This is a genomic window from Nostoc sp. LEGE 06077 (genome assembly GCF_015207705.1).
Classification (GTDB): Bacteria; Cyanobacteriota; Cyanobacteriia; order Cyanobacteriales; family Nostocaceae; genus Nostoc_B.
In genome coordinates, this window is record NZ_JADEWI010000004.1 from 166,324 (window position 1) to 184,239 (window position 17,916).

A 17,916-nucleotide genomic window follows, 5' to 3' on the forward strand; every position below is an offset into this window, starting at 1 on the left:
CAGCACAAGTTCTCTAAAGAGAACTCAAAAAGAAGTTTATTCCAGTCCACTCTTTGTGGACTTTGGCTATGAGCCTGGAACTTTAGTTCTAGGCGGGAATGGCTACAACATAGAAGTTGCAGAAGGTTTATAACGCCTGAAACCCTTGCAGATAGTACTTGTGTGTACACTGTAGCCTTAGAATGGGGGGAATTTTCTTCAAGTCCCCCTTTTAAGAGGGATTTAGGGAGATCTAAAATGTTTTACTACCAATGAGAAGACTTTTAAAACATCCTCTAAATTTATCTGTTTAATTTTATTATGCTACTTTTAATGACTTGCCTAAAGTTTGCGGCTCTGGCAACGTTTCACCCTCTTCTAAAGCTGATTCAATTAGCATTTCTAAAACTTCCTGAGCATTTTTTAAAGCTTCCTCATAAGTATCTCCGTGAGTGTGGCAATAATCTCCCCATTCAGGAAGACTTACAACAAAACAATCATCTTCATCAGACCATTGAATAATTATTGTGTAATGAAAATTCATTCTTGTTCTTCCTCTTGTGCTTGTTTAATTTCTTCTACTTTTTGAAGTGCATTATTAACGTCTTTCTCCTGGTAAGCTTTCGCATCATTTCCATCTTTACCTGATAGCGTCACTCTTCCAGGTAGCAGAGGATGATACCAATTAGTATGACTACCCTTCCCAGGACGGTAGCTAAACCCTGCTTGTAGCAATAAGCTTTTGAGTTCTCTAATTTTCTTGGGCATAACCTCAGTTTATGTTTACCCTTCCCACTGTTTCAACTGTTGTTGAGCATATTCCCGTACTTGCTCATCTGGGTCATTTTCGGCGCGATCGCGCAACAGTGGTAAAGTCCGTTCATGCTGGGGATATTGTTTGACAATTATCTCCAGTGTGGTTTGGCGCGGGTTGCTTTCCCAATTATATTTTCGCTGAAAGGGGTCATTGACCACGCAATTGTAGTAGATGTCAAACAACTCAGGTTGATTTTTGAAATATTTGCCCAATTCCTGCACCGCCGCTTGTCGCACATTGTATCTAGCATCATTAGTAGCGAGGTCTTTGAGGAAGGAGAGAGTTTGCGGGTCATCCTTGTAGCCACGGGCTAATTCTTGCACCGCCGCTTGTCGCACATCGTATCTAGCATCATTAGTAGCGCGGTCTTTGAGCCAGGTAAAAGTTTGGGGAGATTTTATCCAAGTAGTTGCGATTTCCACAACTGCTTGAGTACGAATTTCTTGAACTAGCTGAGTTTCTTCTTCATCTCTATAGGGTGTGTAGTAGTAATACCACAGGTCATATTTAGTTAAATCCTTGAGTTTGTTCAGCAATTTGTCAGCTATTACTTCAATTTCCTGACGATTTCTCACTTCTGCTAAACACTTAGCTGCTAAAAAGAGATTAAGAAACTGTTCGGTTTCACCATCTTGCACCATTAAATATTTAATCACTTCCCCCACAAATTTTGCCTCTATAATTCCAGCAATTAACAACAAAACTTCATGCCAGGTTTCATCCTGCCAGTGTTTACCAAACACTTCTTGCTTTAGTTCCTCAATACTTAGCGTTTGCGTTTCTTTAAACTGCCAGACAAACTCCCAGGCACAGAAATATTCTAAAAAAGTCCGATGCACAAAGGCATAATAATCAGCACCAAGAAAACATAACATAAAGTTACGAGTCCGCAGTTGATTAATCATTACCCTTGCAGCTTGTCTGGGTTGATTAATTTCTAAAGTTCTTAAATATGCAGCCAAAATATTTTCTAATTGACTGGCGCTAATCAAATTACCCGCTAAACCTTTATCACTGGTCTGCATACTATAGGCAACTTGACGCAACATTGCCTGTTTATCTTTATAATCAATGGTTTTATTGTCTAGTCGATGATCTTCTACTAAAGCGCGTTCTACATCCCACTGATGCAGCAATACCCGCGATGCTTGATTATAAAGTTCGGCTCTATCCCTAGGCAATTCCTGATTCCGATTCAGAATTGCCATCATCGTTAACAACAGAGGATTTCCTGCTAATTCAGTAATAGCTTTAGAAGCTTCAATTCCTCTTTGTAATCTTTCCCGTTTTCTAACTTTATCCGCTTCATCACTAAAAGTTAATTCATGCCAACGGTGAATAAAATCTTGAATTTGTTCTGAGTCTAAATCTTGCAACATCAAGTGACGAAACTCAGCATCTCGAAGCCGTTGCGGTTTATAACCAATCACGCGAGAAGTGACAATTACCTGCACATTAGGATAGTCATTAGTAAAACGATGAATATCAGTAATCACATCCTCTCGCTTACCAGGGTCAAATACTTCATCTAAACCATCAAACATTACTAAAGCGTTACCAGCTTTTAGTTGTTCGTGCAGTTGATGTTGGTTTAAATGTGTAATTGCACCGCTACATTTATGAAAAAATTCGAGAAAGTTATGACATTCTTTATCATCACGCCGCCGCATATAAGTGCGTAACTCAATCAGTAACGGAATTGGTAATGAAATAACATTATCTAGTGGTGATTCTGCCCAATTCAAAGCTAAATACTGCAATAATGTAGACTTACCCGAACCAGGATCACCCAAAACCACAATATATTTATAAGTCTGTTTTTCATTAACAACATCTAATACAGAACGTATCGGTTGCTCTAAATAAACCCGTTTGTGGTTTTCTAATTCCTCTGCTGCAATTTCCGCCTCTAGTTGGTCACTTTCCCGCAATCGTTTTAAATGCTCTTTTGGTAGTTCATGTACTTGCGGTAAAACTTGATGCACTTCCCGCACATTTTGAGCAATAAACATTCGCCATAACTTCAGTTCGTTATAGGCGTAACCTGTTGTATCTAAACTATCTAACTTCAAATTACCGTAGCTTTCGCGGATGGCTTCTTGATATTTAACTAAGTTGAAATCTGCAACAATCCCAGCAAGTTCTTTTGTATTCGTTTCAATACTCGATAATTTTTGTAGTTCTAAAATAGAATGTAATTCTTTCGATTTCTCAAGCAATTCTTGGACTTGTATAAAATACTGTTCAGTTAATAATTCCCAGTTAAATTTAGCTGGTAAAGCTTTGAGTTGTAGCTTTTGCCAACTATCTTCTAAAATTCGATAGTTTAAATCTTCCCAGCTAATATCAAAAGCTCTCCCAAGAGTTTCCTTGACAGATTTATCACTAATAAATTTCTTAATATCCCCGGTATATTCTTTAATTTCACCTTCCGGCAGTTTACACCGCACCTTTAACTGCTGCTGCATCAGTTGTAAAAACTCTTTCAACGCCTTACCCGCAGCAATTTCAATATCTTCCTTTTTCAGTTTCTCAAAAACCTTACCAGGAATGCCTTTTAATATATCCTTCGCCCAGTCTTTCGCCGCATCTTTGGCTAAATCTTCTAAAATTGGTTTAAAAATCAACCCCGCACCTTGAGCAACTCCCCAGATAACCAGCCAGTCAAGCATAATACCCGCATCCGCAGAGATTTTAATTACGAGTATATACACCAGCCTCAGCCAGCATTTCCGAGTTTAGGTTAATTTAAACTCAGTGATAAAAAAGAAAAGGCGATCGCATCAGTATAATTAATCGTTGTAGAGACATCGCACACAACATCTCTACGGCATTTAGAGAAATTACAAATAATCTTTTTGCTTCTCTTCTATCATCATTCGCACTACATCTTTCATTATGTATTGTGCTTGCCATCCTAACTTTTCTTTTGCCTTCGCTGGGTTGCCTCTACCAACTGCAATATCAGTAGGTCGTAATAAACTACTATCAGTGGTTACATATTCTTGCCAGTCTAGTCCTACACAAGCAAAAGCCTGCGCGACAAAATCCTCTAATTTTGATGTCTCACCCGTAGCTATAACATAATCATCGGGCTGTTCTTGTTGCAACATTAAATACATCGCATTCACATACTCAGGGGCCCAACCCCAGTCACGCCGAACCGAAAGATTCCCTAAATAAAGATGATTATCAGTTCCTTGAGCAATACGACAAGCCGCAGAAATAATTTTTTGTGTCACAAACCTTTCCGGCCTTAACGGTGACTCATGGTTGTATAAAATACCAGAACAAGCAAACAAACCATAAGCTTCTCGGTAATTAGCCACTTCCCAAAAAGCCGTAGCCTTCGCCACACCATAGGGACTGCGTGGCCGAAATGGTGTATTTTCATCTGCTGGCTGTTCACCTGTATTTCCAAAGCACTCACTAGAACCAGCATTATAAAGTTTAATCGGCGCACCAATAAAACGAATCGCTTCTAATAAATTCAAAGTCCCAGTAGCAATACTCTCTAAAGTTTCTACTGGTTGATCAAAAGACAAACCCACAGAACTTTGTCCCGCTAGGTTATATACTTCATCAGGCTGAATTTTTGTCAACACCTGCAAAACACTACGAAAATCAGTCAATGCTACAGATGCGAGTTTAATTTGATCACAGATGCCCAAACGCACTAAATTATAAAACGACGACATCTGTGCGTCTCGTGAAGTTCCACAGACAATGTATCCCTTGTTTAATAGCAACTCTGCTAAATAAGCTCCATCTTGGCCTGAAACGCCACAAATAAGTGCTTTTTTCTGCATAATTTTATCTCAGTAATTTTACGTAGGCAAATGTATTACCTTGAACTCAAGGTAAAAATAAAACAACCATACTATCATTATTTTTTAGGAATGCCTTGCTCACATTCCTGGTGGCTCAACTCCCAATACAGTTCGGTTAAGATATCTCTTCGTTGAAGCAGCAGGGGAGCGGAGGAGCAGAGGGGCAGGGGAGAGGTTACAATTCTCCCTTGCACCCCTGCACCCAGTCTCCACAGACAATTTTTGTGTGTAAGTCCTATTAGCGATCGCCTTTCATTTGTGACGTAATTAACTTTTTGTGCTATCTGTTAGATATGCTGCAATTTCAATATCAGAATATTTTACTTTTTATATAAAAAAATTAATTTTTGCAAATTATATTCATTAATTTTCACGGATTTGAAAACCGCGAAACCCAACATTATCATACTTTTCAGTGCGATTTAATTTCATTAAACTGACAAAACTTAAGAAAATGTGAATTACATTTTTCTCTAAAAAAAAATGATATGTTGTATACAGAATTGAATTTCGCACGTATCTGGAGTAGTACCAACGAATCTACTCCAGTTTTTCCCCCTTAAATCCTTCAGTCGGCGCTATTTTTGGCAAGATTTGTGAGGGGTTGAGTACAATTTTTTGTATCCCGAAATCAGCAGCAAACAGCCTCAAAGCTTTGCTGAGATTCGGTTATAGCTGAGTACAAAGAAATCCTAAACCCCACTCTAAAAATACAAGAACCCTGACCTAAAAATACTAGAACCTCTACCCAAAAATAAAAAATATAAATTTTTTGATAGCTCAATATCAAGGTTTCGAGATTTGAGTACAAATCTAATAAATCCAATAAATTCTATTCACAACTAACTATCAACCAAGATAAAAAACGGCTGCTATAAATCATATATCGCCAATCACTTAAAGCTCAAAACAAAACAGAGAGCCAAAAGTGAGTGGAGGGATGAGATAGCACCATGCCTCGGTGAATCGAAGTCGCGGCTGTACACACCAACTCTACCCAAAACCTCAAAGTTGACACACACCAGCCGAAACACAAAAATTCATAGCCTGCCATCATCTGCGAAGTTGCCCACCAAGTGGCTTTGCTACAACCAAAGGATGCACTTCTGCGGGCAGTGTGATGGCCGTGACTTCCATTCTACTAGGGCAAATAAAATAGCAACTGCATCTCCCACAGTGGCAGCTTAGTCCACCGACATTTGCGAAATTCAATGACACCACAGGTTACAGACTCCTCCGTTACTGAATCGACACCTACCCAAGCAAAATCTGGTGGTTGCGGATGCGACAGCAAAAGCAGCGCCACCGTGGAAATGGACGAAAAGCTCCAAGAACGTATTGCTAAACATCCCTGCTACAGCGAAGAAGCTCACCACCATTATGCGAGAATGCACGTTGCAGTTGCACCCGCTTGCAACATCCAATGCAACTATTGCAACCGCAAATATGATTGTGCTAACGAAAGTCGTCCTGGTGTAGTGAGCGAGTTACTCACACCCGAAGAAGCAGCACACAAAGCGTTGGTTATCGCTGGCAAAATTCCCCAAATGACAGTTTTGGGAATTGCAGGCCCTGGCGATCCTCTAGCCAACCCCGAAAAAACTTTCCGCACCTTTGAGTTGATTGCAGACAAAGCACCAGACATCAAGCTTTGCTTATCAACCAATGGTTTGATGCTAACTGAATACATCGATCGCATTAAACAACTAAATATAGATCACGTTACTATCACCCTAAATACCATCGACCCAGAAATCGGCGCGCAGATTTACTCATGGGTTCACTATAAGCGCAAACGTTACAGAGGTGTTGAAGGAGCTAGAATCCTGCTCGAAAAGCAGTTAGAAGGCTTACAAGCCTTAAGAGAAGCCGACATTCTCTGCAAGGTCAACTCCGTGATGATTCCCGGAATCAACGACCAACACTTGGTTGAAGTCAACAAGGCAATTCGTGAGCGTGGTGCATTCTTGCACAACATCATGCCTTTGATTTCTGCACCAGAACACGGTACACACTTCGGCTTAACAGGTCAGCGCGGCCCCTCACAAAAAGAACTCAAATCAGTTCAAGACCAGTGCGCCGGCAACATGAAAATGATGCGCCACTGTCGTCAATGCCGTGCAGATGCTATTGGCTTGTTGGGTGAAGACCGCAGCCAAGAATTCACAAAAGAGAATTTCTTGGAAATGGCTCCAGAATACGACTTCAGCAAGCGTCAAGAAGTTCACGAAGGTATTGAGAAATTTAGAGAAGAAATCAAAGCAGCCAAAGAAAAAGCCAAAGCAGGCAAACAGCAAAGTGCTAACAATCCGAAAATCTTAGTTGCAGTCGCAACCAAAGGCGGCGGATTAGTTAACCAACATTTCGGTCATGTCAAAGAATTCCAAGTTTACGAAGTTGATGGTAGCGAAGTTCGTTTCGTTAGTCACCGCAAGATAGATCAATATTGTCAAGGTGGATACGGTGAAGCTGCCACCGCAGAGAATATCATGAAGACAATTGCAGATTGTAAAGCCGTATTGGTTTCCAAAATTGGCAACTGTCCCAAAGAAAAATTGCACGAAGCTGGCATACAGACCGTTGAAGCTTACGACGTAATCGAGAAAGTTGCTTTAGAGTTTTACGAGCAATATATCCAAGAACTAGGGAATAAGGAATAGGGAATAGGGTACAGGTGACAGGGAACAGATGATTTTCTATCACCCATCACCTATCGCCTGTCACCTATCACCCTTCGGGTGACGCTCCTGCGTCGCTACCGCTTCGCTAACGCCACTTGCTTTATGCCGGGAAACCCGTCCACCGCAGTGGCTCACCTGTCACCTGTCACCACTCCCCTCATTCGCAAGGAGAATAATCATGGCTTATAAGATTACCAGCCAGTGTATTTCTTGCAATCTCTGTGAGTCTGTATGCCCCACTGGCGCAATTAAAGTAGAAGGCACCCGCCACTGGATTGAAACCGAACTTTGCACAAACTGCGTTGGTAGTATTCATACCGTGCCTCAATGTAAAGCTGGTTGCCCAACCTGTCATGGTTGCGTTAAAGAGACAAACGATTATTGGGAAAGCTGGTTTGCTAAATATAACCGCGTTATAGGTAAATTAACAAAAAAACAAGATTATTGGGAACGTTGGTTTGATTGTTATTCTCAGAAGTTAATGCTATCAAACAATTAAAAATGCCGATTCTGCAAGGTTTCATCAATATCTGCATCAAAGCTGATGTCCCCGTGTTTTTCACAAGAAACAAAAAGTATGAGCATTCGCTAAATTCTGACCCATTTCAATACTTTGGGGTCTTTGTTATAGCGGTAGGTAAAGCCGTCTTTAGCAGTGATGGATTTTCCTTGGCTTGATCGGCTTCTGATAGTGCCGAGTGAATAGTCTGTTAATGTCTGCATTTCTTTGTGAGAAAATCCGGCAACTGTGTTTGTTACTACTTTATTTTCCGGGTGCATTTGTGATTGATTATTAGGAATCTCATCTATAGTGATTGGAGCATTTTCAGAATGATTAGTAACTATTGCTTTTTGATGCTGATAATCTTCCACAGTTAAAAGCTGCCAAGTTGAATTTTCCGAGAGTTCTAAAACCCATTGATGATATTGAAATAAACTCTCTCGATGTCCAACACTGATAAAAGTTGTTTTCGCCTCTTGTAATTTTTGATACAAAACTCCTTCATTGGTTAAATCTAAGGCACTCGTTGCTTCGTCTAATATAGTGAAGCTAGGATGAGTAACTAATAGTCGTGCAAATGCTAGGCGCTGTTGTTCTCCTAGCGATAATATATTCTCCCAAGGAACTTCTGTATCAAAACCATCGACTCGATCTAGCACATTTTGCAGGTTAACTTGTTGCAAAACTTCTTTGAGTTGTGCATCGGTCATTTGATGATTAGTCTGAGGATAAAGTAACTGTTCGCGCAAAGTTCCCAAAATTATGTAAGGACGTTGGGGTAAAAATAAGACATCTTCTAGAGGAGGCCTTACTAAACGACCTGTTCCAGCATTCCATAAACCGGCGATCGCTCTCAGCAAAGAACTTTTTCCTCGACCACTAGGCCCGATAATTAATAAGCCCTCTCCTGGTTGAACAGCGAGTGATAAGTCTTCGACAATCACTTGTTTATAATTGGGTGTTTGTAAGGTAACACTCTCAAATGCGATATGATTATCTTCTACTATTTTGATACTACTAACATTTTCTGGTTGTTTAGCAACTTCTTCCAAAGCATAAGAAAATTTAGATAACCGCTCAACATAAATAGAAAACCGACCGGAAGTACCAAATTCATTGATTAATTCTGCTAGGGAATTAGCAAAAAGATATGCCGATAAGGAGGCTTGACTAATTTCTCCGAATTCTAGTTTATTTGTAATATATAAAGGCCCTAGTATGAGAAATGGAAATATTTCGATTACAGCCTGATATCCTCTATTAAAAACATCTTGATTTCTTTCCCAGTTAATTCTACGTTTAGCATTGTTGATTAACTGATTAAATCTTTTACCAATGATATTTGACTCTTGTTTCTCTCCCCGAAAAAAAGCAATTGATTCAGCATGAACTCGCACATGAGTCAGGCAATAGTTATAGTCAGCTTTAGATTCTAGTTCTTCTTGATTAATCTTATTTAATTCTTGAGTCAGGTATACGGCGACCACATTGCCTATAACTGTATAAATCACTAAAATAATTGCAACTTGATTAGAGATTGACCAAATAATTATGATATAAGCTATGATTTCCAGGATTTTTTCCAAGAAAGTAGCTAGAAAAGTCAAAGCATTAGTGATAACAGGTTCGATTTCTTGAGATAGACGTTGATCAGGATTATCAATATCAGATTTAAAGTTTATTTTGTAGTATGCTCTCCCAGATAAATATTTTGAAAGGATGTGATTATTGAGCCATTGATACCAATCAATGGCAATTTGCTTTCTAATAAATTTAGAAACTCCTACAAAGGCTGTTACAAAGAGCAGAGCTATACTATAAATCAATACAATATTAAAAAACTTAGAAACATCCTTTCCTGTAATTGTAATATCGACTAAATACCGATAAAGAAAATTAGTAAATACATTTAGTCCAACAAGTCCAATTATGAGTATTATTAGGAGAATAAGCATTCCCCATGAACGGATTACATCTGAAAATGCTCTTCCCCCTGGCTTAGTTGGATACCAATAATTTTCAATAATTACTTTAACATTTTCCCAAAATTGAGTAAAAGCTGAATAAGAAGTTTTGAGAGTTTCATCGCGGGAAATTTGAGCTTGCATATTCTAAAAATATTCTGATTCTAATTTGAGGTATAGGCAGCAATTTAATACTTGTCAGTTCAAGATAAAAGGTAAGAAAGAAACTTTGTTCTGATCCCTTCTTACCCTGTCTTTTGAGGTTGTCAGACTAATTAGTTCATGTGGTTAGCTAGTCATAGTACCAAATGCCATTTGATTATTTGCTAATTTGTCATCTAAAAAACCACTACTGATGAAGTATGAAATGTAAGTTTCCAGTAATTTTTGGTCTAATATAGGGTATGTTATACCAGTATTGACGAGACCATTCAAGGTGTTTTGATAGTCAATTTTTGGCTTTTGGTAGATTTTTACAGGAGTTTTGGGGATGATATGAGACAAAAATCTTAAGTTATCTCTATCAGACATTTTACTATGACGTGAAATCTCTGAATGCCATTGCTCTACAGGAATCATCTGCATAGGATATCCTAAAGAACAAAGCAAGTTAAACAAATGCTGGATCGGAGTAGATTCAGGATTGACCAGGTGAAATGCTTTTCCTAGAGATTCCTTCTGTCCTGACAAATAAACAATTATCTTGGTCACATAGTCTACAGGAGTCAAGTTATCTTCCAGGTGAATATCAGGAACTATTTTTGTTTGTAAACAACCTTTTACTACCCTACAAAATAAATCTTCTGTGTTACTAATCCCAGTTTGGCTGTGTCCTGAGATCCTTGATGCTCTATAAATAGCCACAGGCAATCCTAAATCACGAGCTTGCATCACTAACTTCTCTGCTACCCACTTGCTTTGGACATAGCCATTGTCAATGGTCTGATATTGGTCAAGAAGATCTGATTCAAGAATTAATCCACCATCATTTTGAGAAGATGCTGATAAGACAGATGTTGTGGAGATGAAATGCAAAGGTTTAACTTTAATTTCACTAGCTAGTCGAATAATTTCTTGAGTCCCAAGTACATTGGCTGCTTTTAACACAGAGTAAGGATATATGACATTGACCAAAGCACCACAGTGATAGATAACATCTATCTGACTGGCTAACCGCTGAAATTCTGATGTAGAAAGACCTAAATAGTTTTTTGCCAAATCGCCAACCACAATAATGATGCGCTCCCTGTCAAGTCCTTCCCAGAGTTGGTAGGATTTGAGTTGACTTTGCAGCTTATGTTGTGCATCTTCGGCATTGGTAGCGCGGATCAAGCAATAAATCTCAGTCTGAGTTTGTTGTAAGAGTTCATACAGTAAATGAATTCCGAGAAAGCCTGTTACTCCTGTTAACAAGATCCGCTTAGGCTTTTTGTTGTAGTCAAAAGTCTGGCTTGGGATCTGAATGCTGGAATCTAAAACAGTTTCTGCTTTTAAATCAAGATTAGTTGTGGTGGTAATATCCGTCTGGCTTGTTTGTAAGCTATCGATACCTGCTGCAAGTTCTCCAACTGTAGGGTTCTCAAATAGATAACGTAGGGGTAACTCTATTTGCAAAGCCTCTCTTAATAGAGACATCACCTGCATCGTAAGTAAAGAATTTCCCCCCATATCAAAAAAGTTGTGGTGAATGCCTAACTGTGTTGTTCCTAAAACACTACTCCAAATATCTGCTATCAGTTTTTGTGTGGGAGTGGTGGGGAAAACAAAGTTACTCAGGTCAATTTCTTGGGAGGGTGCGGGTAGGGAATGACGATCAACTTTGCCATTAGTCGTAACTGGTAAAGCCTCCATCATCACAAAAGCTGTTGGGATCATATAGCCGGGAAGCTTTTGTTTTAAGAAGCTTTGTAATTCATTTTGGGTTAAGGATGGATTATCGGAGACGACATAAGCAACCAACTGTTTATTTCCTGGTTGGTCTTCTCTGAGCATTACCACCTGGCAAATCACATCAGGATGCTGAACTAAGAGACTTTCGATTTCTCCGAGTGCAACACGAAAACCTCGGATTTTCACGACATCATCAATTCGACCGATAAATTCGATATTACCATCGGGTAAATAACGCGCTAAATCCCCTGTTTTATATAATTTATTTCCTTGTGCCAACGCTCGTGGACTCGCTAACGCTGCGCTATCCTGTCTTCTGCCTCTTGCCTTCACAAACGGGTTGGGAATAAATTTTTCTTCTGTCAATTCTGGGCGGTTGAGATAACCCCGTGCTAAACGCACACCACCAATGTACAATTCGCCTTTAACTCCAATCGGTACTGGTTGGAGATTATGGTCAAGGATATATATTTCCGTATTAGCAACAGGACGACCAATGAGGACTATGTTGGTTTTCTCTAATTGGAAACTTTGCACATCATAGACTACGGCTGTAACCGAAGCTTCGGTAGGCCCGTAGGCATTGAGACAAGTGACGCGATCGCCTCCGGTGGGCGAAACGCCATTGCCTACAAATTGCTGCCACATAGCCACTGTTTCCGGCAAAACTATATCCCCACCCACAGTCAATAAACGTAGACTTTGCGGCACAGTGGCATAAGATTGAGATACTGCTACCATCCATTCATGCCAATAGGCTGAAGTTAGAGTCAAGACACTTAGCTGTTGTTGTTCAATAAACTGGGCAAAATTGGCAAAGGAAGAAAACAGTTGTATCGGTCTTAACACAACTGTTCCACCTTTAAACCAAGTGGGGAAGATTTCTTCGACTGCCACATCAAAACCAAAAGCGGCAAATTGTAATACGCGATCGCGGCTAGTCAAACCAAATGCTTCACTAATACCACTGCTATGATTTACCAAAGCTGCATGAGTCAGCATCACGCCTTTAGGTTTGCCGGTAGACCCAGAAGTATACAATACACAAGCCAAGTTTTCTGGTATGACTCCACTAACTGGATTTTCTAGATGTTGAGAATTGAGTCCCTCCAACTCTTGATCTAAGGCAATCACTTTCACCCCGGCAACTGGCAAGAAATTGAGTAAAGTTTCCTGTGTAATCAATACAGAAATTTGTGAGTCTTCGGATATGTAAGCTAATCGCTGCTGAGGATAATCAACGTCTAAGGGGACATAACCGCCACCAGCTTTGAGGACGGCTAACAGTGCCACTATCATAGATAGCGATCGCTCTAAATAAATTCCTACCAAATCCTCTGGCCCTACACCCAAAGATTGTAAGTAATGGGCTAATTGATTCGCTTGGGTGTTTAACTGCTGATAAGTCAGTTGTTGATTGTCAAACACCACAGCTACTGCATCAGGTGTAAGTTCTACCTGCTGCTCAAATAAGTGATGGAGACATTTATCCCAAGGGTAATCGGCCTGAGTATCATTCCACTCAACCAATAACTTTTGTTGCTCAACTGCTGTTAATATTGGCAATTGGTCAATACGCGCTTGGGGATTGCTGACAACTGCTTCCAACAAAGTCACAAAATGACCAATCATCCGCTCAATGGTGCTGTGGTCAAACAAATCAGTGTTGTATTCCCATACTCCCACTAGCCCATCGGCAGTGTTCTGCATGGATAAGGTCAGATCAAATGCTGCTGTGACACCTTTGATTGGCAGTGAACTAACAGTTAACCCATTTAACTCCAACTCAGAAGCAGGGGAATTTTGCAGGATAAACATCACTTGGAATAGTGGTGTATGGGCTAGATCCCTTTCTGGCTGCAATGCTTCGACCAGCATTTCAAAGGGCAAGTGCTGATGAGCATAAGCCCCCATAGCCATTTCCCGAACCTGAGTCAGCAATTCACTAAAACATGGATTACCTGCCATGTTGGTACGCATGACTAAGGTATTAATAAAAAAGCCAATTAACCCTTCTATTTCACTGCGATCGCGGTTAGCAATGGGTGAACCTACCAAAATGTCTGATTGTCCAGTGTAGCGATAAAGCAAGGTGTCATAAGCTGCTAACAGTGTCATGAATAGGGTACACCCTTGCTCCTGGCTGAGTTGAACCAATTTATCAGTTAAGTCAACTGACAGGGCAAATTCATGAATTGAGCCGGCCACAGTTTGCACAGCCGGTCTTGGTCGGTCAGTCGGTAATGATAATACAGTTGGTGCGTCTTTTAGTTGCTGTTGCCAGTAAGAGAGTTGACTTTGGAGGACATATCCTTGCAACCATTCTCTCTGCCAAATTGCAAAATCTGCATACTGAATTGGCAGAGGTGTTAAAGGTGAAAGCTGACCTTGGGAATAAGCATTATATATTTGTGCTAGTTCTTGGACAAACACACCCATTGACCAACCATCAGAGACAATGTGGTGCATAAAGACTAACAAGACTTGTTCTGTCTGTGACAGCAATACTAATGTTGCTCTGATTAACGATTGTCTTACCAGGTCAAATGGTTCAATTAGTTGCTGTTGCCCTAATTGTTGTGTGACTATTTCTTGTTCAGTAGTTGGTAGATGTTGATAGTCAACAATTGATAGTGTCCAATTGGTCTGTGATTTAATACTTTGTTTGGTTTGTCCATTAATTGTGATGAAGTTGGTACGTAACGCAGCGTGACGATGAATAATTTCTTGTAAACTTTTTTCTAACGCTACAACATTGAGGTTTCCTACTAGACGCAAAGCTGTGGGGATGTTATATACAGGACTGTTCGGCTCAAATTGGTCTAAGAACCACAAACGCTGTTGAGCAAAAGACATTGGTACGTCTGAATTGTTTGCTCTTGATAAAATAGGCGGTATAGATACTTCCGCTTTTTGTTGCTGTAACTGCCCAATCAGATGTGCTAATTCACCAACTGTAGCTTTGGCAAACAACTCACGCAATGGTAGTTCTACTTTGAAAATGTTGCGAATGCGTGAAACCAATTGTGTTGCTAATAGTGAGTGTCCCCCCAGTTCAAAGAAGTTATCATGAATACCCACTTGCTCTACTTTCAGCACTTGCGTCCAAATTGGTGTTAGCAGTTCTTCAATAGGAGTGCGTGGGGCGACATATTTTTTTAGCAGTCTGCTGTCTAAGTCTGGTTCTGGTAGGGCGCGACGGTCGATTTTGCCGTTGGGTGTCAGGGGTAATGACTCTAACATGACAAACGCGCCTGGTATCATGTGTTCTGGTAGTTTTGTTTTTAGGAAGCTACGCAGTTCCTGGGCTATGGGTTTAGAGTCTTGATGTGGTACGACGTAGGCGACTAGACGTTTGTCTCCAGAGCTATCTTCGCGGGCGATCACTACAACTGATTTAATCTCAGGATATTGGCTGAGTAGGGTTTCGATTTCTCCCAACTCAATGCGGAATCCCCGAATTTTCACCTGATTATCAATGCGTTCTATGTATTCAACATTACCATTTGCCAAATAACGCACTAAATCCCCTGTTTTATACAATTTTTGTGAATTATCAAAGGGGTTGGCAATAAATTTCTCCTTGGTCAATTCAAGACGGTTGAGATAGCCTCGCGCTAATCCGTCTCCACCAAGGTACAATTCTCCTGGTACGCTAATGGGTACTGGTTGTAAATTTTGGTCAAGGATATAAATCTGCGTATTGGCAATGGGACGACCAATGGGAATAGTTGTAGCTGTTGCTGCTACATCTTCAACTAAATACCAAGAAGAAAAAGTAGTATTTTCGGTTGGGCCATAAACATGGAGCAAGTATTGAGGCGCACCTTTTTCTAGGACTTCTTGCACCCATTTGGGATCAACTGCTTCCCCACCAAATAGTAAATATTTTAAAGAACTAAATGCTTGTGGGAAAATACTGGCTAATTGATTGAATAAGGCTGTAGTTAAAAATAAGACGCTGATTTTGTGTGAGCGAATATTGACGGCTAGTTCTTCTGGCATCAACAAGACAGATTTGGTGATCATAACTAGCACTGCTCCGTGTAGTAATGCTCCCCAAATTTCAAAGGTGGCTGCATCAAAAGCTATATTTGCGGTTTGTGCAACCCGCTCTGAGGCTGTGAGTTCGATGTAATTGGTGTTTAAAACCAGTCGATTGACGGACTGATGAGTGACGGCGACTCCTTTGGGTATACCTGTAGAACCTGATGTATAAATTACATAGGCTAGACTTTCTGGACTGGCTTGGCAGTTGAGATTATTCTGATTTTCCAGGAATACGCTCTTCCAATCGCTGTCTAAACAAACCACACTCCCTTGATGTTCAGGAATAAACTCTAGTAATTTCTCTTGAGTTAGCAGCACTTTGATCTGAGTGTCTGCGAGCATAAAGCTTAAGCGTTCAGCCGGATAATCAGGATCTAGTGGGACGTAAGCACCACCTGCTTTGAGAATACCCAACAGTCCCACGATCATTTCTAAGGAACGCTCTACACAAATACCCACCAGTGTATCTGGTTTTACACCCAAAGATTGCAAGTAATGAGCCAACTGATTAGCGCGACAATTCAACTGGTGATAGGTCAGTTGTTCATTTTCAAACACCACAGCTACAGCATCTGGTGTTTTCTCCACCTGCTCCTCAAATAACTGATGAATACACTGATCTTGGGGATAATTTGCCTGAGTATTATTCCACTCTAGTAATAATTTATGTCGTTCTGGCTCAGTTAGCAAAGGTAATTCCTTTACTTTCTGATGGGAATCTTTCACTATTGCTGCTAACAAAGTCTGGAAATGACCGATCATCCTTGCAATTGTCTCTGCGGCAAACAGATCACTGTTATATTCCCATGACCCAAATAATCCCTTTTGTGTCTGCCACATAGAGAGGTTCAAGTCAAACTTAGATGTACCCCGCTCTACCATTTCTGGGGTGAGACTAATGCCAGGTAACTCCAAAGTATCGAGGGAGAAATTTTCTAGAACAAACGACACCTGAAACAGTGGGTTGTAGCCAAGAAAACGTTCAGGCTGTAGTGCTTCTACTATCTGCTCAAATGGTATATCTTGGTTTGCATGAGCATCCCAAACAAGAGAGCGGACTTTTTCGAGTAACTGGGAGAAACTCAGATTACCTTCTATCTGCGTACGCATCACCAAAGTATTGACAAAAAAGCCAATTAGTGGGTCAATCTCTCGGCGATCGCGATTAGCAAAAGGCGAACCAATGCAGATATCATCCTGACCGCTGTAACGATGCAGTAAAACAGCATAAGCTGACAGCAGGGTCATAAACAAGGTGACATCCGACTTTTGGCTGAGGGCTACAAGTTGAGAGGTTAAATGCTGGTCGATTTGAAATTCTCTAGTAGCACCTGCGAAAGTCTGTACTGGAGGGCGTGGATAATCACTTGGTAACTCCAACAAGGGCGGAGCGCCAGCTAATTTTTGTTTCCAGTAATCAAGTTGTTTGTCTTGAATTTCTTTAGTTAGCCATTGACGTTGCCACAGAGCAAAATCAGCATATTGTATTGTTAACTCTGGTAAGGGACTTGGTTGTCCTTGAATAAAAGCTGGATAGAGTGCATCTAATTCTTTGAAGAATACCCCCATTGACCAACCATCTACAACGATATGGTGCATAATTAATATCAACAGATGGGATTCTGGGGCTTGCCGTAGTAAAGTGCCTCGTACTAAGGGATCTATGCCTAAATCAAAGGAATGGCTAACCTCGTGAGTGATCATCTGTTGTACAGCAGTTTCCGTTAAGTACTGCACCTCTACCACTGGTATAGTGATGGTTAAACTCGGTCTGATTACCTGGAAAGGGACACCCTCTACGATAGGAAAATTAGTACGTAAAGCTTCATGACGGCGGATAATTTCGTTGATGCTCTGTTCTAAGGCTGTTAGGGAGAGTTTACCAACAATTCGTAGTTGGAAACTTTCATTGTAAAAAGTGCTTTCTCCATCCAATTGAGAAAGAAACCACATCCTTTGCTGGGCAAAAGATAACGGTAAATCTTTATCTCTGTTTCCAGAGACTAAAGATAAAGAAGTTAATTGTGTGGCGGTTTGAGCTTCCTGGAGAAAAGCCAGGATTTCTGTTTTCCGTTCCTTGAGTTGCTGCTTTATTTCTGCCGTCATTACTCCTTTAGGAGCGCGATAGTGTAACTGATCATCCTCAATCCAGATTTTAATATCTAAAGTATTTAGTAAAGATAAAAATTCAAATATAGCCATT

8 protein-coding genes are annotated in these 17,916 nt (G+C 40.4%); 2 read left to right on the top strand and 6 right to left on the bottom strand.

What is annotated here, in order from left to right; all coding sequences use genetic code 11:
- Positions 1–298: 298 nt before the first annotated feature.
- From IQ244_RS04630 to IQ244_RS04645, 4 genes are all read right to left on the bottom strand, one after another.
- The gene (locus IQ244_RS04630; RefSeq protein ID WP_193890292.1) at positions 299–523 is read right to left on the bottom strand and encodes a type II toxin-antitoxin system HicB family antitoxin; all 225 of its coding nucleotides are present in this window, start codon (positions 521–523) and stop codon (positions 299–301) included.
- Positions 520–747, bottom strand: a complete 228-nt coding sequence (locus IQ244_RS04635) for a type II toxin-antitoxin system HicA family toxin (protein ID WP_193890294.1) — start codon at positions 745–747, stop codon at positions 520–522. The genes IQ244_RS04630 and IQ244_RS04635 overlap by 4 nt, the downstream gene beginning before the upstream one ends.
- Positions 748–762: 15 nt before the next feature.
- Positions 763–3,468, bottom strand: a complete 2,706-nt coding sequence (locus IQ244_RS04640; protein ID WP_193890296.1) for an NACHT domain-containing protein — start codon at positions 3,466–3,468, stop codon at positions 763–765.
- Positions 3,469–3,639: 171 nt separating this feature from the next.
- Positions 3,640–4,605 (bottom strand): GDP-mannose 4,6-dehydratase, encoded by a 966-nt coding sequence (locus IQ244_RS04645; protein WP_193890298.1) that lies wholly within the window; start codon positions 4,603–4,605, stop codon positions 3,640–3,642.
- A 1,232-nt stretch (positions 4,606–5,837) separates the two neighbouring features.
- On the opposite strand from IQ244_RS04645, the gene nifB reads away from it, so the two are divergent.
- Positions 5,838–7,286, top strand: a complete 1,449-nt coding sequence (gene nifB / locus IQ244_RS04650) for a nitrogenase cofactor biosynthesis protein NifB (RefSeq protein ID WP_193890300.1) — start codon at positions 5,838–5,840, stop codon at positions 7,284–7,286.
- Positions 7,287–7,485: 199 nt separating this feature from the next.
- Positions 7,486–7,806: a DUF362 domain-containing protein gene (locus tag IQ244_RS04655; protein WP_193890302.1), complete on the top strand. Its 321-nt coding sequence runs from the start codon at positions 7,486–7,488 to the stop codon at positions 7,804–7,806.
- 89 nt (positions 7,807–7,895) lie between these two features.
- Here IQ244_RS04655 and IQ244_RS04660 read toward each other — a convergent pair whose 3' ends face one another.
- Positions 7,896–9,917: an ABC transporter ATP-binding protein/permease gene (locus IQ244_RS04660; protein WP_193890304.1), complete on the bottom strand. Its 2,022-nt coding sequence runs from the start codon at positions 9,915–9,917 to the stop codon at positions 7,896–7,898.
- Between the two features lie 144 nt (positions 9,918–10,061).
- Positions 10,062–17,915 carry a non-ribosomal peptide synthetase gene (locus IQ244_RS04665; RefSeq protein ID WP_193890306.1) on the bottom strand — a complete coding sequence of 2,618 codons (7,854 nt, stop codon included), beginning with the start codon at positions 17,913–17,915 and terminating at the stop codon, positions 10,062–10,064.
- Position 17,916: the final 1 nt, after the last annotated feature.